We start from the raw sequence: 18,724 nt of genomic DNA, 5'->3' as shown, positions 1-18,724 counted from the left end.
GCGCGAGATACCCATCGCGGCAGCGATATGGGATTGTTTCCAGCCCTGCTGATGACGTTGAATGATCAATCGCCTACCAGCAGGAGTCAGACGGGCGTTACGGTGGGTCACGAGAACCTCCGGGAATGGGTGAAGACGTTAGACATCTCCACTAAGCCCGGAGGTTCTCCTGTTTCACAAGCCCGTCGCTGCTACCAACCTCCTGACCGGGTACATCTAGCCCCGGGCGGCCGCGTAGCGCGTTCCCGCGCAACTGTGCGGCGCTCTCACGGAGCGCCTGTCTTCTCGGTGGCATCGGGCTCAACGTGCTCGCCTGGCTCGGTTGGACGGTCTTCTTCTTCATCGTCGGCGCAGCGGGGAATGCGATCGGTTCGGCATTCGGCTCCAGCGGCTCGGGCGGCGGCATGATCGTCATGGGCGTGCTGACGCTGCTCTTCGGCTGGATCCTCGCGCTGCTCAACGTCATCGTGCTGCGCGTGACGATCGAGTTCGTGATCGCGCAGGTGCGCACCGCCCAGAACACCACAAGACTGGCCCAGCGGGTCTAGAGCACGGGCCTAGAGCAATGGCCCCGACTGCGGCCCGGTAGAATCGTCTGGTCTGTACTTCCCGTCCGAAGGAGCTCACCTGTGGCCGACGGCTTCTCCCTGTTCACCGATCGCTCGATCGTCGCGATGCGCGTCAACGGCGAGCTCAAGGATCTCGCCGCGACGGTGACGGATACCGACACGGTCGAGCCGGTCGCGATCGACTCCGAGGACGGCCTGAACATCCTCCGACACTCTGCGGCCCACGTGCTCGCCCAGGCGGTGCAGCGGATCAACCCGGAGGCGAAGCTCGGCATCGGTCCGCCCATCACCGACGGCTTCTACTACGACTTCGACCCCGAGCAGCCCTTCACCCCCGACGACCTCAAGGCCATCGAGAAGGAGATGCAGAGGATCGTGAAGCAGGGCCAGCGCTTCGTGCGCCGCGTCGTCACCGAGGAGGAGGCGCGCGAGGAGCTCGCGAACGAGCCCTACAAGCTCGAGCTCATCGGGCTCAAGGGCGGGTCGGATCAGGGCGATTCCGGCGAAAGCGTCGAGGTCGGCGGCGCCGAGCTCACCATCTACGACAACGTCGACCCGAAGACCGGCGATCTGTGCTGGAAGGATCTGTGCCGCGGCCCGCACCTGCCGAGCACCCGCATGATCGGGAACGGCTGGGCACTGCTGCGCAGCGCCGGCGCCTACTGGCGAGGCAGCGAGAAGAACCCCATGCTGCAGCGCGTCTACGGCACCGCCTGGCCGACGAAGGACGAGCTGCGCGCCTACCAGGCCCGCCTCGAGGAGGCGGCGAAGCGCGACCATCGCAAGCTGGGCGTCGAGCTCGACCTCTTCAGCTTCCCCGACGAGATCGGCTCGGGCCTCGCGGTGTTCCACCCCAAGGGCGGCATCATCCGCCACGAGATCGAGAACTACATGCGCGAGCAACTGCTGCGCAACGGCTACGAGTTCGTGAACAGCCCGCACATCACCAAGGGATCCCTGTTCGAGACCAGCCAGCACCTCAACTGGTACAAGGACGGAATGTTCCCCGCCATGCATCTCGACGAGGTGACCGACGGCGAGGGCAATGTCACCAAGCAGGGCCAGGACTACTACCTGAAGCCCATGAACTGCCCGTTCCACAACCTCATCTTCCGCTCGCGCGCCCGCAGCTACCGCGAGTTGCCGCTGCGCATGGCCGAGTTCGGCACGGTCTACCGATACGAGAAGAGCGGCACGCTCTCGGGCCTCACCCGCGTGCGCGGCCTCACCCAGGACGACGCGCACATCTACGTCACCGACGAACAGGTGAAGGACGAGATCAAGCGTCAGCTCAATCTCGTCTTCGAGACGCTCAGGGGCTACGGACTCGACGACTTCTACCTGGAGCTCTCGACCAGGGATCCCGAGAAGTCGGTGGGCACCGACGAGCAGTGGCGCGACGCCGAGGAGACGCTGCGCGAGGTCGGCGAGGAGTCGGGCCTCGAGCTCGTCGCCGATCCGGGAGGGGCCGCGTTCTACGGTCCGAAGATCTCGGTGCAGGCGCGCGACGCGATCGGACGCACCTGGCAGCTCTCCACCGTGCAGCTCGACTTCAACCAGCCCGCGCTCTTCGAACTCGAATACGCCGCTGCGGACGGCACCCGCAAGCAGCCGGTGATGATCCACCGCGCCCTGCTCGGCTCGGTCGAGCGCTTCTTCGCGATCCTGCTCGAGCACTACGCGGGCGCGTTCCCCGTGTGGCTGTCGCCCGTGCAGGTCATCGGCATCCCCGTCGCGGCCGAGTACGGCGACTACCTCGACGGCGTCATCGCGCAGCTGCGGGCCCGCGGGGTGCGCGCCGAGGTCGACCACGGCGACGACCGCATGCCGAAGAAGATCCGCACGCACACGAAGGCGAAGGTGCCCTTCCAGCTGATCGCGGGCGAGGAGGACCGCGCGGCCGGTGCCGTGAGCTTCCGCTTCCGCGACGGCACGCAGCTCAACGGCGTGCCCGTGGCCGAGGCCGTCGACCGCATCGTGCGGTCGATCGAGAGCCACGAGCAGGTCTCCTCCGCCTGGGCCGAGTGACGAGGCGACGGAGCAGCGCAGTGACTCGAACCGAGGATCTCGGCAGCACGGCCGCGGTCGGCGAGCCGGATGACATGCAGCGTCTCTGGGTGCCGCACCGCATGGTCTACGTCGCCGACCATCACCAGCCGACCCGCCACGACTGCCCGTTCTGCGCGGCCCCCCAGCGGAGCGACGAGGACGCCCTCATCGTAGCGCGCGGCCGCACGGCCTACGTGCTGCTCAACCTCTTCCCCTACAACAACGGTCACATGCTGGTATGCCCGTACCGTCACGTGGCGCAGTACGACGAGGCCACACCCGAGGAGGTCGCCGAGATCGGATCCCTCACCCAGACCGCCATGCGGGTGGCGCGGGATGTGATGGGCTGCGACGGCTTCAACCTCGGCATGAACCAGGGGCAGATCGCGGGCGCGGGCGTCGCCGCGCACCTGCACCAGCACATCGTGCCGCGGTGGGCGTCCGACGCGAACTTCTTCCCGATCGTCGCGAAGACGAAGGCGCTGCCGCAGCTGCTCGGCGACGTGCGCGAGAGGATCGCGGCCGCCTGGCCCGTGGACCCCGGACCGCGCGTCGCGTCGCTCTAGACTCATCCATCGAACTCGACTTCACAGACAATCCGAGAAAGAGGAGCTCCCGTGTCCGGACACTCCAAGTGGGCGACCACGAAGCACAAGAAGGCCATCATCGATTCCCGCCGCGCGAAGGCCTTCGCGAAGTACATCAAGGTGATCGAGGTCGCCGCTCGCATCGGCGGCGCCGACCTCGATGGCAACCCCGCACTCGCCGACGCCGTGCACAAGGCCAAGAAGAACTCGGTGCCCGGTGACAACATCGATCGCGCCATCAAGCGCGGCGCCGGCATCTCGGGCGAAGCCGTCGAGTACACCAACATCATGTACGAGGGCTACGGCCCGAACGGCGTCGCGCTCATGATCGAGTGCCTCACCGACAACAAGAACCGCGCGGCCGCGGAGGTGCGCACGGCGCTCAGCCGCAACGGCGGCACCCTCGCCGACCCAGGCAGCGTCGCCTACAACTTCGCGCGCAAGGGCGTCATCACCGTGCCGGCCGAGGGCACCACCGAGGACGACGTGCTCATGGCCGTGCTCGATGCCGGCGCGGAGGAGGTCGTGCCCACTCCCAATGGCGAGGCGTTCGAGGTGCTGACCGAGGCGTCCGACCTCGTCGCGGCGCGCTCGGCGCTGGTCGAGGCCGGCATCGACTACGATTCGGCCGACACCGAGTTCGTGCCGAACCTCAAGGTGGAGATCGACGCCGACACCGCCCGCAAGGTGTTCCGGCTCATCGACGCCCTGGAGGACAGCGACGATGTGCAGAACGTGTTCTCGAACTTCGATCTCACCGCCGAGGTGCAGGCCGAGCTCGAGAACGACGAGTAGCGGGCGAGGCCGGGGCGAACCCGTGCGCATCATCGGCATCGACCCCGCGCTTCGGCGCTCAATGCGACGCGAAGCGTTGCGCGCCGCGTGCGCCGGGGCCGCCCCCGGCCTCGGCTCGTTCAAGGTTCGATAGTGTCACGCATCATCGGCATCGACCCCGGCCTGACCCGCTGCGGTATCGGCATCGTCACGGCGGGAGCCTCCCGCCGCGTCTCCTTCGAGCACGTCGAGGTGCTGACGAGCGCCGCGGACACCCCGCTGCCCGAGCGCATCCACCGTATCGGCGCGAGCATCGAGCGCCTGCTCGACGGAGAGAAGCCCGCGGGGATCGCGCTCGAGCGCGTGTTCGCGCAGGACAACGTCGCGAGCGTGATGGGCGTGGCCCAGATCAGCGGCGTGGTCATGTACCTGGCCGAGGAGCGAGGGATCCCTGTCTCGCTCTACACGCCGAACGAGGTGAAGGCTCAGGTCACCGGCTACGGCGCGGCCGACAAGGCGCAGGTCACCGCCATGGTGACTCGCCTGCTCGGCCTGGCGGCTCCGCCGAAGCCGGCCGACGCCGCAGACGCGCTCGCACTCGCGATCACGCACGCCTGGCACCTCGGCCGCGGCGGGGCCGCGAGCCGGATGGAGCGGTTCGACAGCCGCTCGCAGGCGCCCGCGGGGGAGACGCCGGCCCAGCGCGCCTGGCGCGAGGCGGAATCGAAGCTCGGCAGGCGGCGAGGCGCGCGCTCCTGAGTCTCGCCGTCCGGCACACTGCGACCGAGATCAGCGGGCGGTGGGGGATCCCTCGCCGTCCGCCTCGTCGTCGAGGTCGTCGAGATCGGGCAGCACGATCGGCATCGTGATGGTGCCGGTGTGGAGGGCCTCCTCGATCGCCTGCTCGACCTGGCGCTGGCGGCGCAGACGGATGCGGCTGATGGCGCGCTGCTCGGGAAGGCTCCAGCCGAAGCGCACCGCGAGCAGCCGTACGATCGTCGTGACCGCGACGCAGGCGATGCCGGCGAACACGACGGGCACCTCGAAGGCGAGCAGCACCGTCAGCACGGAGACGCCTGCGAGGCCCGCGACCGCGTAGAGGGAGCCGACGTGCATCACCGCGATCGGCAGGTTGAGCATCACGTCGCGCAGCGCGCCGCCTCCGACCGCCGACACCACGCCGATGAAGAGCGCCGGCGCAACCGGCAGCCCCAGCGCGAGCGCCTTCGTCGTGCCGATGGCACCGAACATGCCGATGCTGATCGCGTCGAGCAGTGTGATGAGCGGGTCGAGGCGCCTGAACAGCCTGGGCAGCAGCATGCCCAGGAGGGCGGCGCCCACCGTCACGATGAGGTAGAGGTTGTCGGAGAACGCGGCCGGAGTGGTGCCGAGCAGGATGTCGCGCAGGAAACCCCCGCCGACGCCCACGGCGACGCCGATGAAGGCGACCCCGAGCAGGTCGATCCGCTTGAAGCCCGCGGCGAACAGCGCACCCTGCAGGCTGCCGACCCCCACCGCGGTGAGGTCGATGGCGAGCGGGATGCGGAAGGTCTCGTCGAACACCAGACCATTCTCGCGCACGCCGAGGGGGTCGAGGTGCGTTCGTGCGGGACCGTCCGTGCGGGATACTGGAGGCGTGCCCCTCTACCGCGAAGAAGGCGTCGTGCTGCGCACGCAGAAGCTCGGCGAGGCCGACCGCATCGTGACGCTGCTCACGCGCGGTCGCGGTCTGCTGCGCGCTGCGGCGAAGGGCGTGCGCCGCACCTCCTCGAAGTTCGGCGCACGGCTCGAGCCGTTCATGGTCGCCGACCTGCAGCTGTTCGAGGGGCGCACGCTCGACACCATCACGCAGGCCGAGACCCTTGCGCCCTACGGGCCGCGCATCACGGCCGACTACGAGCGGTATCGGGCGGGCAGCGTCATGGCCGAGACCGCCGAGCGTCTCGCCGAGGGCGCGCCGTCGCGGGAGCAGTACGCGCTGCTCGTCGGAGCGCTGCGCACGCTGGCGGCGGGGCGGATCCCTCCCGAGCTCGTACGGGACGGTTATCTGCTGCGCGCGATGGGGCTCGCGGGCTGGTCGCCGGGCTTCGAGAGCTGCGTGGTCTGCGGAGCACCCGGCCCGCACACCGCCGTGGCCGTGCAGCTCGGCGGGGTGACCTGCGAAAGCTGCCGCCCGCCGGGATCGCCGCGCCTCGACCCCGCCTCCGTCGAGCTGCTCGCCGCACTCGTGCGGGGCGACTGGGACGCGGCCCTCTCGAGCGGTGAACGGGAGCGCGGCCAGGCGGCGGGGATCGCGGCCGCCTACACCCAGTTCCATCTCGAGCGGGGTCTGCGCTCGTTCGGCACCCCCGCGCGCTGAGCGCGAGCGCGGTGAGAACCGCCGCGCCGCGCCGACCGCAAGCCCGCGCGCCGACCGCAATAGACTTTCTGCCATGCAGCCAGCCCCCGCATCCCTCGTGCCCGTCGACTGGACGGGAGCTCAGCCGCCCGAGTTCTCGGGTCCCGCTCCGAAGCACGTCGCCATCGTCATGGACGGCAACGGGCGCTGGGCCAACCGCAGGGGCCTGCCGCGCGTCGAGGGGCACCGCATGGGCGAGCAGGTGCTGCTCGACGTCGTCGCAGGCGCGATCCAGGCGGGGGTGCAGCACTTGAGCGTCTACGCCTTCTCGACCGAGAACTGGCGCCGCTCGCCCGACGAGGTGCGCTTCCTCATGGGCTTCAACCGCGATGTGCTGCGCCGCCGCCGAGCGCAGCTCGACGCATGGAACGTGCGCATGCGCTGGGCGGGCAGACGGCCGAAGTTGTGGGGTTCGGTGATCAGCGAGCTGAAGGCCTCGGAGCGCGCGACGGCTTCGAACACCGGTCTCACGCTCACCATGTGCGTCAACTACGGCGGTCGCAACGAGCTGACGGACGCGGTGCGCGCCGTGGCGGCCGAGGTGGAGGCCGGTCGGCTCAGCTCGCGCGGCATCACCGAGCGCACGATCGAGCGCCACCTCTACGTGCCCGAGCTGCCCGACGTCGACCTCTTCCTGCGCAGCTCGGGGGAGCAGCGCACGAGCAACTTCATGCTCTGGCAGTCGGCCTACGCCGAGATGGTGTTCCTCGACACCCTGTGGCCCGACTTCAGCCGGGAGGAGCTGTGGCGGGCGATCCAGATCTACCACGCGAGGGATCGGCGCTTCGGAGGAGCCGTCGACGTTCCGGGCGCCGCGGGCTGAGGCGCGACCGCCCGTTCCGCCCGCGCCTCTCGAGCGATGCTGGCTGCGATGGATCCCTCACCCCGGAGGCACCCCACCGCCCTCGCCTCAGAACACGAGTTCGGGCTCGTCCGCGGGTTCGAATCGAACCGAGCGGACGCGTCGCAGCACCGGTGAACGCGCGGGGCGCTCGCGTGCGGAACCGAGCCGCACCGGTGGCGCCCCGGGAGGAGCCGCCGCCTTGGGCGACGGCGGTTCGGGGGACGGGGGCTCGAGCGGCAGCGTGAACCGGGGTATTGACGCCCCGGGCGGACGGTCGACGTGTTCGCGCCCGGCCGGGCTCGTCCAGCGCATGACCCCGGCCGGTTCCTGCTCCACCCGCCACTCGGAGTGGTGCTTGAGCGTGTGGTGTCCGCGGCAGAGGTGGGCGAGGTTCTCGGAGGACGTCGGCCCGCCCCGTGCGGCGTCCACCGTGTGGTCGAGGTCGCAGCGGCCCGCGGGGACCCGGCAGCCCGGGAAGCGGCACCGTCGATCCCGCGCACCGAGCAAGCGGCGCAGCTGCTCGCTCGGCCGATATCGATCGACCCCGATCACGACGCCCGTGGAGGCGTCGACGCCGGCCCGGCTCCAGGCGGAGGCCGCGGCGGCGATCCCGCGAGCCGTCCCGGAGTCGATCGGCCCGTATCCCGAGAGCTCGCACACGGGCTCCGGCGCGGTCGGCGCGGTCGTGCCGGTAACTGCGGTCGTGATGGTGACCCCGGTCGTGCCGGAAACCCCGGTCGCGCCGGGCACCGCGGTGACTGGAACGATGAGCTGCACCCGAGCTTTGATCGCCTCGGATGTGTCGCCCGCGAAGAGCCGGTGCTCGTCGGAGGCGAGCAGCATGTCGGCGAGCACGTCGGCCCGCAGCTGATCGCGACTGCGGCCTCGGGCGCCACCGTCGATCCCGGCGTCGGTGCTGTCGATCCCGGCGTCGGTACTGTCGATCCCGGCGTCGGTACTATCGATCCCGCCGCCGTTGTCGATCCCTGCCCCGTCGCCGTCTCTCGTCGAGTCGCAGCACGTTTCGGGGACGAGGCGCTCGCCCCGCTCGCACGCCCGCGCGACGCGGGTGAGCCGGTCGTAGATCGCGTGGGCCTCGATCGCAGGAAGGTGGGCGATCAGATCGGCCATGCCGTCCGGGTGATCCGCGACCGTCACCCGTCGCCGCTCGCGCGCTTCGCGGTGCCGTTCGGCGGTGTCGTTCTCGGCCCACGCCTCCGCGAGGCGGCGCGCCTCGGGGCGGAGGCGGTTCGGCGTCTCGCGCACCGCGACCGCGAGCGCCTGCCGCGCGTACCCGTCGCGACGGCGCCCGCTCTCGGTGCCGTCGCCTCCTCCGATCGCGGTTCCCGCCTCGGCGATGACGCGCGAGTGCTCGATTGAGATCTCGCCCCGATCCAGCGCCGCGAACACGGTCGGATAGCAGCGGCTCAGCTGGGCCGCGAGATTCATCTGCTGCTCGACCCGGTACTCGCTCTCACCCAGAGCCGTCGCGAGCTCGGCGCGGAGCGATCGGTAGGCGAGCTCGCGCGCCCCGTTCAGCCCGTGCACCCCGCGCGTGCCGCGTGCACCGGTGCTCCTCCCGCCGGAGGCTCCCGAAGACTCGAGCACCTGATCCAGCGCCGCACCGATCAGGAGCAGTCGATCGGCGTCGAGACCCCGGCGGGTGCGCTCGAGCATCTCGAGCGCACCGAGCACCTCGCCGTAGGGGTGCCCGGTCGCACCGGTCGCGCCGGTCGCGCCGGTCGTGCCGGTCGGGGCGTCGTGCTCGAAGGGGATCATGGAAACAGTTCACCACGGACCACCGACATTCACGCTCGGCGGCCGAAATCGGCGTTCACCACCCGTATTCACCGCGGTCGCCGGCACGCAGCATGCGCCGGATCGGCACTCACAAACGGCGTTCACGGCCGCCATCCGCTACCGGCATTGCGGGCTGTCGGGCCGATCCCTCGCAGATGCCTCGGCCTCGCTCGCAAGAAGATCTGAGAGAATGGGCGCGATATGACTTCCCAGACCCTCACCTCGCCCCGGCTGCGCATCGGGCCGATCGAGCTCGACGTTCCCGTGGTGCTCGCACCGATGGCGGGCATCACCAACACGGCCTTCCGCAGGCTCTGCCGCGAGTACGGCGCGGGCCTCTACGTGAGCGAGATGATCACGAGCCGCGCCCTCGTCGAGCGCACCCCGGCCTCGCTGCGTCTCATCAAGCACCACGAGAGCGAGACGCCGCGCTCGATCCAGCTCTACGGCGTCGATCCGAAGACCGTCTCCGAGGCCGTGCGCTTCCTGGTCGATCAGGATCTCGCCGATCACATCGACCTCAACTTCGGCTGTCCCGTGCCCAAGGTGACGCGCCGCGGCGGCGGCTCGGCCCTGCCATGGAAGAGCGACCTCTTCCGCGCCATCGTCGAGGGCGCGGTCGAAGCGGCGGGGGAGATCCCGCTCACGGTGAAGATGCGCAAGGGCATCGACCCCGATCACCTCACCTTCCTCGACGCGGCGAAGGCCGCGGAGCAGGCGGGCGTCGCGGCGATCGCGCTGCACGGGCGCACGGCCAACGAGTTCTACTCGGGGCACGCCGACTGGAACGCCATCGCCGAGCTGAAGGAGGCGATCACGAGCGTGCCCGTGCTCGGCAACGGCGACATCTGGTCGGCGGACGACGCGATCCGCATGGTGCGCGAGACGGGCTGCGACGGCGTCGTCGTCGGCCGCGGCTGCCTCGGCCGGCCGTGGCTGTTCGGCGACCTCGCCGCAGCATTCCGCGCGGAGGCCGGCGAGATCTCGCGCGAGGAGGCTGCGGCCGCCATCGCGAAGCCGCCGCTCGGCTTCGTCATGGACGCCATGCGCAGGCACACCGAACTGCTCGTGGACTTCTTCGACGGCGAGGAGGATCGCGCCTGCCGCGACATCCGCAAGCACGTCGCCTGGTACTTCAAGGGCTACGGGGTCGGCGGCGACACCCGGCGATCCCTCGCTGCCGTCGAATCGCTCGCGCAGATGGACGAGATCTTCGCCACCATGGACGCCTCGATGCCCTACCCCGGCGAGGGCGCCGAGGGCCAGCGCGGCCGGGCGGGCAGTCCGAAGCGCGTGGTGCTGCCCGACGGTTGGCTGAACAGCCGCACGAGCGACAGCGCCGACCGTGCCGCGGTCGCCGAGGGCGAGCGGGTCGACGGTGGCTCCGACGGTGGCTGAGCCGGGGTACGGGCCGCGCGACGCGGAGCGCTTCGTCCCCGAGCACCATCGCGGGCCGCGCAGTGATTTCGCGAGGGATCGGGCGCGCGTGCTGCACTCGAGCGGTTGGCGGCGCCTCGCGGCGAAGACGCAGGTGCTGAGCCCCACGGCCGGCGTCGACTTCGCGCGGAACAGGCTCACGCATTCGCTCGAGGTCGCGCAGATCGGCCGTGAGCTCGCCGCCTCGCTCGGCCTGTCGCAGGACGTCGTCGACACCGCGTGCCTCGCGCACGACCTCGGCCACCCGCCGTTCGGGCACAACGGCGAGAAGGCGCTCGACGAGTGGGCGGCGGGCATCGGCGGCTTCGAGGGCAACGCGCAGACGCTGCGCATCCTCACCCGCCTCGAGCCGAAGCACTTCGGACCGTCCGGGGAGAGCGTCGGGCTCAACCTCACTCGCGCGACCCTCGACGCGAGCTGCAAGTATCCGTGGGCGCTCGAGGAGGCGCAGGCTGGCGGCGCGTCGGGCGGCACCAAGTTCGGCTACTTCGCCGACGACGCGCCCGTGTTCGAGTGGCTCAGGCAGGGCGCTCCCGCGCGGAGGAAGTGCGTCGAGGCGCAGGTCATGGACCTCTCCGACGACATCGCCTACTCGGTGCACGACTTCGAGGACGCGATCGTCTCCGAGCACATCGACCCCGAGCTGCTGACCTCGCGCTCCGGTCACGCCGTGCTGATCGGTTCGGTCGCCGAGTGGGCCGACGGGCGCTTCACCCCCGACGACCTCAGTGCCGCCTACGACCGCATGTCGGCGAGCGAGACCTGGCTGACGCGCTGGGACGGATCCCGCCGCGACCAGGCCAAGCTCAAGAACTTCACGAGCGAGATGATCGGCCGATTCGCGCGCGCGGCGATCGCCGCGACGCTCGAGGAAGCGGACGGGCGGCCGCTCGCGCGCTACGGCGCCGACATCGTGGTGCCGCGCGAGATCCAGGCGGAGATCGCGGTGCTCAAAGGGATCGTCGCCGCCTTCGTGATGCAGAGCGGGCGGCGCCAACCCACCTACCGCAGGCAGCGCGGACTGCTCATCGAACTGCTGCACACGCTGTGGGAGACGGGGCCGTCGGAGCTCGAACCTGCCTATGCGGCCGACTTCCGCTCCGCCGCCTCGGAGGCCGCCGCCCGACGTGCCGTGCTCGACCAGGTCGCCTCGCTCACCGACCAGTCGGCGATCGCCTGGTACCGCCGTCTGTGCGATGTACCTCTGGTCTAGGGGAAAACGCGTCAGCGTTTTCCGACCGGAGGTAGCGGCGCCACTGCGCCGGCTGGTCTAGGGGAAAACGCGCCCTGGATTTCGACTCGCTTCGCTCGATCAATCGGCGGGTGGGCTCGCTCAATCGGCGGGGCCGCTTCGCTCGTTCGACCGGCGGACGGGTGCACCGCCGATGCGGGTAGAGTAGAACGCTATGGCAGGCCGGATCCGAGCGAGCGACGTCGAGGAGGTCAAGCGCCGCACGAATCTCGCGGATCTGGTGGGCGACTACGTCACCCTGAAGAACGCGGGCATCGACTCGATGAAGGGCCTCTGCCCGTTCCACGACGAGCGCAGCCCGAGCTTCCACGTGCGACCGGCGCTCGGCTACTACCACTGCTTCGGCTGCGGCGAGTCGGGCGACGCGTTCACCTTCCTGCAGCGCATGGACCACCTCACCTTCGCGGAGTCGGTTGAGCGTCTCGCCGCTCGCATCCACTACCCGCTCACCTACGAGGAGGGCGGCTTCCAGCGCGAGGACGGGCCGAACCGTGCGCGTCTGCTGGCGGCGAATCAGGCGGCCGCCGCGTTCTTCGTGGAGCAGCTGGCGGGCGACGAGGGGGCGGCGGGGCGGCAGTTCCTCACCGGTCGCGGCTTCGACGCTGCCGCGTGCGAGCGCTTCGGGGTCGGCTACGCGCCGCGCGGCTGGGACGGGCTCGTGAAACACTTGCGCGGCGAGGGCTTCACGCCGCAGGAGCTCGCGCAGGCCGGCCTCGTCTCCGAGGGCCAGCGAGGCGTGTACGACCGCTTCCGGGGACGCGTGGTGTGGCCCATCCGCGACACGAGCGGGCAGACCCTCGGCTTCGGTGCGCGCAAGCTGTACGAGGACGACAACGGTCCGAAATACCTGAACACCCCCGAGTCGCCGGTCTACCACAAGTCGCAGGTGCTCTACGGGCTCGACCTCGCGAAGCGCGCGATCTCGCGCGGCAGGCGCGCGGTCGTGGTCGAGGGCTACACCGACGTCATGGCCTGTCACCTGGCGGGCGTCGAGACGGCGATCGCGACCTGCGGCACGGCCTTCGGCAAGGACCACATCTCGGTGCTGCGCCGCATCATGAGCGACGACGCCGCGGCTGAGGTGATCTTCACCTTCGACCCCGACGAGGCCGGTCAGAAGGCGGCCCTGCGCGCGTTCAGCGAGGAGAAGCGCTTCACGGCGCAGACCTACGTCGCGGTGGCCCCCGACGGGCTCGATCCCTGCGACCTGCGACTGCACCGCGGCGACGAGGCCGTGCGCGAGCTCTTCACGCGCAAGACGCCGCTCTTCGAGTTCGCGCTGCGGCAGGCGGTGTCGCGCTTCGACCTCAACTCCGTCGAGGGCAGGCTGAACGCCCTGCGCGCGGCGGCTCCGATCATCGCCGAGATCAAGGATCCCTCGCTCCGCCCGGGGTACACGCGCGAGCTCGCGCGCATGCTCGGCAGCGACCTCGCAGAGGTGCAGCGGGCGGTGAGGGCCTTCGCGACGCGGCAGCCCTCGCGCGATGCGGTGAGGGATCCCTCGCCCGAGCAGGCGCAACAGCCCGCGCCGGCGCGCATCGGCCTGTCGTCCTTGCCCGCGAACCCGACGACCTGGCTGGAGCGCGACGCCATCATGGCGATGCTGCAGCAGGGCGACGCTGTCGGTATCGAGCTGCTGCAGCAGGCGGTGACGGCGCAGGTGTCGACGCCGGCGCTCCGGGTGGTGCGCGACGCGCTCGCAGCGGCGTTGCCCTCGCTCGGCGCTCCCACGTGGCTCGACGACGTGCTCGCCGCCTCGCCCGAGACGCACCGCGGTCTCGTGCGCGAGCTCGCGATCGCGCCCATGCCCCAGCGGCGCCCCGAGCTGCTCGCCGCATACGCCCGAGACGTGATCGTGTCGCTGCTCGATCGCGATCTGCTCGGGCTGAAGCAGGAGCTGCTCGCGCGCATGCAGCGCATCGGCGACCCGAGCGACGAGGGATCGCGCCGCATCCAGCAGCAGGTCGCCGCCCTCGAGGCCGCCAGGCGGGGGCTCCGCGAAGAGTGAGCCCGCATCGTCTAGGCTGAGTGAGGCCGACGGTGAGGTGGCGGGCGGGAGCGCCGGTCGCCGAGCTCTCGGCGGCAGGCGACGAGGAGGACTGATGGCATACCCCGTGATCGACGCTGACCCCGTGGTCAGCGTCTCCGATCTCTCGCTGTCGTACCCGGCCCACGCCGGGGGGCGCGCCTTCCAGGCGGTCGAGGGGGTCTCCTTCGAGCTGCCCCGAGGCGGCATCACGGCGCTGCTCGGCGAGAGCGGATCGGGGAAGTCGACCCTCGCGAAGTTCCTCGCGGGGCGCGGCTCGGAGGCCGGGCAGAAGGCGGCGCGCGTGAAGTTCGCGGGTGGCGAAGCCCGGGTGATGGATCTGAGCATGCGTCGGCTGGGGCGCCGGGCGCGCGCCAGGCTCACCGCATATGTCGGCCACCTCGCGCAGGACGCGGGTGCGACCCTCACCCCCGAGCTCAATGTCGGCGATATCCTCTTCGAGCCGATCGCCGAGCGTTCGAAGCGCTTCGACCGCGAGGAGCTCGGCGAGCGCATCGCCGAGATGATGGACATCGTTGCCCTCCCGCTCAGCAAGCTGCAGGAGTACCCGTACGAGCTGTCGAAGGGGCAGCGCCAGCGCATCGCGGTGATGCGATCGCTCATGCTCGACCCGGCGCTGCTCATCGCCGACGAGCCGACGCTCGGAGTGGACGCGAACAACCGTCCGCGCATCGTCGAGCTGCTGAAGTGGTACCGGGAGCGCACGGGTGCGTCGATGATCCTCATCAGCCACGACATCGGCATGCTCGAGGCGCTCGTGCAGGATGTGCTGGTGATGCAGCAGGGTCGGCTCGTCGGCGAGGGCGATATCAACGAGATCTTCCGCAACGCCGATCACGGCTACGTGCAGCTGCTCGCGCAGGCGCTCAGAGCGACGGCCTACGACGAGATCGCGGACGAGTAGGCGCCCCGGATTCGGCGCCGACGGGAGACGCGCCCGGGTGGCGGAAGCCGATTTGCGCCGCTTCGAGAGCGCTTGTTAGCATGGAGGGGTTGTCGCGAGACAATGATCTGCCGCAAGGCGATGATCCCCTGTAGCTCAGTTGGCAGAGCGCTTGACTGTTAATCAGGATGTCGCTGGTTCGAGCCCAGCCGGGGGAGCGGCCTGGCCCCCACCTTCGGGTGGGGGCCTTCTGCTATCCGAAGGGGGATTCGTGAGCGAGCAGCGGTCCGCACCTCGGCACGGGGGCTCTCAGCGCCCCGATCCTCAGCGCCCGCCCGCCCCTCGGCACCCCGACCACCACGGCGCGCTCATCGCGGTCGAGCCCTACGGCGCTCCGCGCGTGCACGAGAGCGCCTGGATCGCGCCGGGCGCCATCGTGGTGGGCGACGTGGTCATCGGGGAGGAGTCGAGCGTCTGGTACAACGCGGTGGTGCGCGGCGACTCGGGCGCCGTGCGCATCGGCGCCCGCAGCAACGTGCAGGACGGCGTGGTGATCCACACCCAGCGCGGCGAGGGCGGCGCGGCCGTGATCGGCGACGACGTGTCGATCGGCCACAACGCCGTGGTGCACGGCGCGACGGTGGAGAACGGCTGCCTGATCGGCATGAACTCTACGGTGCTGAGCGGCGCGGTCGTCGGTGAGGGATCCCTCGTCGCCGCCGGTGCGCTCGTGCCGCAGGGCGTCGTGATCCCTCCGCGCTCCCTGGTCGCGGGCATCCCGGGGCGCGTGGTGCGCGAACTGCGCGATGCCGACCGCGAGGCGGTGCGGCAGAATGCCGAGGTGTACGCCGACTACACCGACAACCACCGTGCCGCCACGCGCGAGGCGTGAGCAGAAATACGCGACGGTCCGGGGAATGCACTATGATCGTGGAGGTGCTCAGGCACCGCCCGGCTGTCCGCAGCTCGGGGCTGTAGCTCAATGGTAGAGCCCCAGTCTTCCAAACTGGTTACGCGGGTTCGATTCCCGTCAGCCCCTCCAGGGAAACCCCTCTCCGCAAGGAGAGGGGTTTCGTGCTTCACCGACAGTTTCGGCTAGACTTGCTCGGGTTGCGCGTCACCCGCGCTTCGTTGGTGAAACCCACGGGTTTCGGGGCATAGCTCAGCTTGGCTAGAGCGCCCGCTTTGGGAGCGGGAGGTCGCAGGTTCGAATCCTGTTGCCCCGACCAGGGTCATCAGACCCGAACGGGCAGTAGCACGAACCGACTCATGAGAGGCCAAATTGCCGAAGATCAACGCTGAGAAGCTCACCCCGACCCGCGCCAAGCTGAGCGTCACCGTCGCTCAGGCCGAGCTGGAGCCCTACCTGAAGCAGGCGTACAAGACCATCGCCGAGCAGGTTTCGATCCCCGGCTTCCGCAAGGGCAAGGTGCCTGCGCCGATCATCGACCAGCGCGTGGGTCGCGAGGCCGTCATCCAGGAGGCGGTCAACGCTTCGCTCGACGACTTCTACCGCGCCGCGCTCGACGAGTCGGGCGAGCGCCCGATGGGCCGCCCCACGGCCGATGTCGAGGCGTGGCCCGATGCGAAGGACGCCGACAGCGAGCTCGTGCTCGTCTTCGAGGTCGAGGTGCGCCCCGAGTTCACGCTGCCCGACTACGACGGCATCGAGATCACCGTCGACGACGCCGAGATCGACGATGACGCCGTCGAGGCCGAGCTGACCAAGCTGCGCGAGCGCTTCGGCACCCTCGTCACCGTCGATCGCCCTGCCGCGAAGGGCGACTTCGTCGAGCTCGATCTCATCGCGAAGATCGACGGCGAAGAGGTCGACCAGGCCTCGGGCGTCTCCTACGAGGTCGGCGCGGGCAACCTGCTCGAGGGCACCGATGAGGCCGTCGAGACCCTCACCGCAGGCGAGACCACCACCTTCACCTCGCAGCTGCTCGGCGGCGAGCACGAGGGCAAGGATGCCGAGGTCGAGCTGACCCTCACCGCGGTCAAGGAGCGCGAGCTGCCCGAGGCCGACGACGAGTTCGCCCAGCTCGCGAGCGAGTTCGACACGATCGCCGAACTGCGCGAGAGCCTCAAAGAGCAGGTCGCGCGCGGATCGGTGTTCGCGCAGGGCCAGCAGGCGCGCGACATCTTCACCGAGACCCTCATCGAGCAGGCGGGCATCCCGATCTCGGAGGAGCTCGTCGAGGAGGAGGTGCACCGCCACCTCGAGGGCGAGGGCCGTCTCGAGGACGACGAGCACCGCGCCGAGGTGCGCAAGCAGGCCGAGCAGCAGATCCAGCTGCAGCTGCTGCTCGACGCGATCGTCGAGGCCGAGGGCGTCACCCCCACCCAGAACGAGCTGTCGCAGTACATCTTCCAGTCGGCGCAGCAGTACGGCATGGAGCCCGCGCAGTTCCTGCAGGCGATCAGCCAGGGCGATCAGATGGGCGTCATCCTCGGCGAGGTCACCCGCAACAAGGCCCTGGCCGTGGCGCTCGGCAAGGCGAAGGTCTCCGACAAGTCGGGCAATGCCGTCGACCTGAGCGAGTTCACCGCCGTCGACTCCGATGCCGCGGAGACCGAAGAGGTCGAGGTCGCCGAGGAGGCCACCGAGGCCGAAGAGGCCGCCGAGGAGAAGTAACTCCCGTCGACTCCCGATCCCTCGCCTTCTCGAACGCATCGAGGAGGCGAGGGATCTCGTCGTTTCACGGCCCCCGTGTCGCCGTCAGCGAACACGGCCGCGCCGGTCGCCGCGAGTCGATAGCCTCGAACCAGGTAATGAGGAATGGAGTGCCGCATGGCAGAACAGACGCCGCAGCCGAACCAGGTGTTCGATCGGCTGCTCAAGGATCGCATCATCTGGCTGGGCTCGGAAGTGCGCGATGAGAACGCGAATGAGATCTGCGCGAAGATCCTGCTGCTCGCGGCCGAGGATCCCGAGGCGGACATCTACCTCTACATCAACTCGCCCGGCGGCTCGATCACCGCGGGCATGGCGATCTACGACACCATGAGCTTCGTGCCGAACGACATCGTGACGGTCGGCATCGGCATGGCCGCGTCGATGGGGCAGTTCCTGCTCACCGCCGGCACCAAGGGCAAGCGCTACATCACACCCAACGCCCGGGTGCTGCTGCACCAGCCGCACGGCGGCTTCGGCGGCACCGCGAGCGACATCCAGACGCAGGCGCAGCTCATCACCTCGATGAAGAACCGCCTCGCCGAGATCACCGCGGCGCAGACCGGCAAGACGGTCGAGCAGATCAACGCCGACGGCGACCGGGACCGCTGGTTCACCGCCGACGAGGCGCTGGAGTACGGCTTCGTCGACTTCATCCGCGATTCCGCGAGCGACGTCGTCGGCGGCGGCGGAACGAACAAGTAAGGGCCAGAGAAAGTGAATCAGGGTCAAATGAAGATCGACATGCCCAGCGCCCGCTACGTGCTGCCCTCGTTCGAGGAACGCACGGCGTACGGTTTCAAGCGCCAGGATCCCTATGCGAAGCTCTTCGAGGACCGCATCATCTTCCTCGGCGTGCAGGTCGACGACGCGTCGGCCGACGACGTGATGGCGCAGCTGCTCGTGCTGGAGAGTCAGGATCCCGAGCGCGACATCACCATGTACATCAACTCTCCCGGTGGCTCGTTCACCGCGATGACGGCGATCTACGACACGATGCAGTACATCCGCCCGCACGTGCAGACCGTATGTCTCGGCCAGGCCGCCTCGGCGGCCGCGGTGCTGCTCGCGGGCGGCACCCCGGGCAAGCGTCTCGCACTGCCCAACGCCCGCGTGCTCATCCACCAGCCCTCGACCGGTCAGGCCGGCCACGGCCAGGCATCGGACATCGAGATCCAGGCGCGCGAGATCATGCGCATGCGCGAGTGGCTCGAGGAGACGCTGGCGAAGCACTCGAAGCGCACGCCGGAAGAGGTCAACCGAGACATCGACCGCGACAAGATCCTCAGCGCCCAGGAGGCGCTGGAGTACGGCCTCGTCGACCAGGTGCTGACGAGCCGCAAGAATCCGCAGGCCGCGATCGGCTCGTAGCCGCCGGTCCGGAACGCGCGGCGCAGGATCCCGGGC

17 protein-coding genes, 3 tRNA genes and 1 pseudogene are annotated in these 18,724 nt (G+C 69.8%); 18 read left to right on the top strand and 3 right to left on the bottom strand.

Annotated elements, in window-relative coordinates; all coding sequences use genetic code 11:
* Positions 1-111, bottom strand: a pseudogene (locus J4H91_RS15495) (leucine zipper domain-containing protein); the annotation flags it as partial.
* Positions 112-305: 194 nt separating this feature from the next.
* On the opposite strand from J4H91_RS15495, the gene J4H91_RS15490 reads away from it, so the two are divergent.
* From J4H91_RS15490 to ruvC, 5 genes are all read left to right on the top strand, one after another.
* Positions 306-548 carry a DUF4282 domain-containing protein gene (locus J4H91_RS15490; protein ID WP_208045277.1) on the top strand — a complete coding sequence of 81 codons (243 nt, stop codon included), beginning with the start codon at positions 306-308 and terminating at the stop codon, positions 546-548.
* A gap of 126 nt (positions 549-674) precedes the next feature.
* Positions 675-2,597, top strand: a complete 1,923-nt coding sequence (gene thrS / locus J4H91_RS05650) for a threonine--tRNA ligase (protein ID WP_243752685.1) — start codon at positions 675-677, stop codon at positions 2,595-2,597.
* 74 nt (positions 2,598-2,671) lie between these two features.
* Positions 2,672-3,184: an HIT family protein gene (locus tag J4H91_RS05645; protein ID WP_243752684.1), complete on the top strand. Its 513-nt coding sequence runs from the start codon at positions 2,672-2,674 to the stop codon at positions 3,182-3,184.
* Positions 3,185-3,235: 51 nt separating this feature from the next.
* A complete protein-coding gene (locus tag J4H91_RS05640) occupies positions 3,236-4,000 on the top strand; it encodes a YebC/PmpR family DNA-binding transcriptional regulator (protein WP_208045274.1) in 765 nt (254 codons plus the stop codon).
* A 129-nt stretch (positions 4,001-4,129) separates the two neighbouring features.
* A complete protein-coding gene (ruvC, locus tag J4H91_RS05635; RefSeq protein WP_208045295.1) occupies positions 4,130-4,738 on the top strand; it encodes a crossover junction endodeoxyribonuclease RuvC in 609 nt (202 codons plus the stop codon).
* A 30-nt stretch (positions 4,739-4,768) separates the two neighbouring features.
* On the opposite strand, the gene J4H91_RS05630 is transcribed toward ruvC, so the two are convergent.
* Positions 4,769-5,542 carry a TRIC cation channel family protein gene (locus tag J4H91_RS05630; protein WP_208045273.1) on the bottom strand — a complete coding sequence of 258 codons (774 nt, stop codon included), beginning with the start codon at positions 5,540-5,542 and terminating at the stop codon, positions 4,769-4,771.
* A 73-nt stretch (positions 5,543-5,615) separates the two neighbouring features.
* On the opposite strand from J4H91_RS05630, the gene recO reads away from it, so the two are divergent.
* Both recO and J4H91_RS05620 read left to right on the top strand, forming a co-directional pair.
* Positions 5,616-6,338: a DNA repair protein RecO gene (gene recO, locus J4H91_RS05625; protein ID WP_208045272.1), complete on the top strand. Its 723-nt coding sequence runs from the start codon at positions 5,616-5,618 to the stop codon at positions 6,336-6,338.
* 73 nt (positions 6,339-6,411) lie between these two features.
* Positions 6,412-7,200 carry an isoprenyl transferase gene (locus tag J4H91_RS05620; protein ID WP_208045271.1) on the top strand — a complete coding sequence of 263 codons (789 nt, stop codon included), beginning with the start codon at positions 6,412-6,414 and terminating at the stop codon, positions 7,198-7,200.
* Between the two features lie 87 nt (positions 7,201-7,287).
* Here the strand turns inward: J4H91_RS05620 and J4H91_RS05615 are convergent, their stop codons facing one another.
* Positions 7,288-9,000: an HNH endonuclease signature motif containing protein gene (locus tag J4H91_RS05615; RefSeq protein ID WP_208045270.1), complete on the bottom strand. Its 1,713-nt coding sequence runs from the start codon at positions 8,998-9,000 to the stop codon at positions 7,288-7,290.
* Positions 9,001-9,222: 222 nt separating this feature from the next.
* Here J4H91_RS05615 and dusB point away from each other — a divergent pair, with 222 nt between their 5' ends.
* From dusB to J4H91_RS05560, 11 genes are all read left to right on the top strand, one after another.
* Entirely contained in the window at positions 9,223-10,419 is a 1,197-nt protein-coding gene (gene dusB, locus J4H91_RS05610) for a tRNA dihydrouridine synthase DusB (protein ID WP_208045269.1), read from the top strand.
* A complete protein-coding gene (locus tag J4H91_RS05605) occupies positions 10,412-11,671 on the top strand; it encodes a deoxyguanosinetriphosphate triphosphohydrolase (protein ID WP_341783452.1) in 1,260 nt (419 codons plus the stop codon). The genes dusB and J4H91_RS05605 overlap by 8 nt, the downstream gene beginning before the upstream one ends.
* A 193-nt stretch (positions 11,672-11,864) precedes the next feature.
* Positions 11,865-13,718, top strand: coding sequence for a DNA primase (gene dnaG, locus J4H91_RS05600; protein WP_208045267.1), 1,854 nt, complete (start codon positions 11,865-11,867; stop codon positions 13,716-13,718).
* Positions 13,719-13,812: 94 nt separating this feature from the next.
* Positions 13,813-14,661, top strand: coding sequence for an ATP-binding cassette domain-containing protein (locus J4H91_RS05595; RefSeq protein ID WP_208045266.1), 849 nt, complete (start codon positions 13,813-13,815; stop codon positions 14,659-14,661).
* A gap of 124 nt (positions 14,662-14,785) precedes the next feature.
* A tRNA-Asn gene (locus J4H91_RS05590) sits at positions 14,786-14,858 on the top strand.
* Positions 14,859-14,911: 53 nt separating this feature from the next.
* A complete protein-coding gene (locus J4H91_RS05585) occupies positions 14,912-15,532 on the top strand; it encodes a DapH/DapD/GlmU-related protein (protein ID WP_208045265.1) in 621 nt (206 codons plus the stop codon).
* 76 nt (positions 15,533-15,608) lie between these two features.
* A tRNA-Gly gene (locus tag J4H91_RS05580) sits at positions 15,609-15,682 on the top strand.
* 109 nt (positions 15,683-15,791) lie between these two features.
* Positions 15,792-15,869: transfer RNA gene (locus tag J4H91_RS05575), tRNA-Pro, on the top strand.
* 53 nt (positions 15,870-15,922) lie between these two features.
* Positions 15,923-17,278: a trigger factor gene (tig, locus tag J4H91_RS05570; protein WP_208045264.1), complete on the top strand. Its 1,356-nt coding sequence runs from the start codon at positions 15,923-15,925 to the stop codon at positions 17,276-17,278.
* A gap of 156 nt (positions 17,279-17,434) precedes the next feature.
* Entirely contained in the window at positions 17,435-18,022 is a 588-nt protein-coding gene (locus tag J4H91_RS05565) for an ATP-dependent Clp protease proteolytic subunit (protein WP_208045263.1), read from the top strand.
* A gap of 27 nt (positions 18,023-18,049) precedes the next feature.
* Positions 18,050-18,688 carry an ATP-dependent Clp protease proteolytic subunit gene (locus tag J4H91_RS05560; protein WP_208045262.1) on the top strand — a complete coding sequence of 213 codons (639 nt, stop codon included), beginning with the start codon at positions 18,050-18,052 and terminating at the stop codon, positions 18,686-18,688.
* Positions 18,689-18,724 lie beyond the last annotated feature (36 nt).

It is taken from the genome of Leucobacter ruminantium, from assembly GCF_017565705.1.
Taxonomy (GTDB): domain Bacteria; phylum Actinomycetota; class Actinomycetes; order Actinomycetales; family Microbacteriaceae; genus Leucobacter; species Leucobacter ruminantium.
This window is presented reverse-complemented; position numbering and strand designations above follow the sequence as displayed.

What these genes read in the sequence shown, in the direction of transcription:
- J4H91_RS05565 (WP_208045263.1), top strand. Translation starts at nt 17,435, where the DNA reads ATGGCAGAACAGACGCCGCAGCCGAACCAGGTGTTCGATCGGCTGCTC.
- J4H91_RS05560 (WP_208045262.1), top strand. Translation starts at nt 18,050, where the DNA reads ATGAAGATCGACATGCCCAGCGCCCGCTACGTGCTGCCCTCGTTCGAG.
- J4H91_RS05620 (WP_208045271.1), top strand. Translation starts at nt 6,412, where the DNA reads ATGCAGCCAGCCCCCGCATCCCTCGTGCCCGTCGACTGGACGGGAGCT.
- J4H91_RS05615 (WP_208045270.1), bottom strand. Translation starts at nt 9,000, where the DNA reads ATGATCCCCTTCGAGCACGACGCCCCGACCGGCACGACCGGCGCGACC.
- J4H91_RS05595 (WP_208045266.1), top strand. Translation starts at nt 13,813, where the DNA reads ATGGCATACCCCGTGATCGACGCTGACCCCGTGGTCAGCGTCTCCGAT.
- dnaG (WP_208045267.1), top strand. Translation starts at nt 11,865, where the DNA reads ATGGCAGGCCGGATCCGAGCGAGCGACGTCGAGGAGGTCAAGCGCCGC.
- J4H91_RS05645 (WP_243752684.1), top strand. Translation starts at nt 2,672, where the DNA reads ATGCAGCGTCTCTGGGTGCCGCACCGCATGGTCTACGTCGCCGACCAT.
- thrS (WP_243752685.1), top strand. Translation starts at nt 675, where the DNA reads ATGCGCGTCAACGGCGAGCTCAAGGATCTCGCCGCGACGGTGACGGAT.
- dusB (WP_208045269.1), top strand. Translation starts at nt 9,223, where the DNA reads ATGACTTCCCAGACCCTCACCTCGCCCCGGCTGCGCATCGGGCCGATC.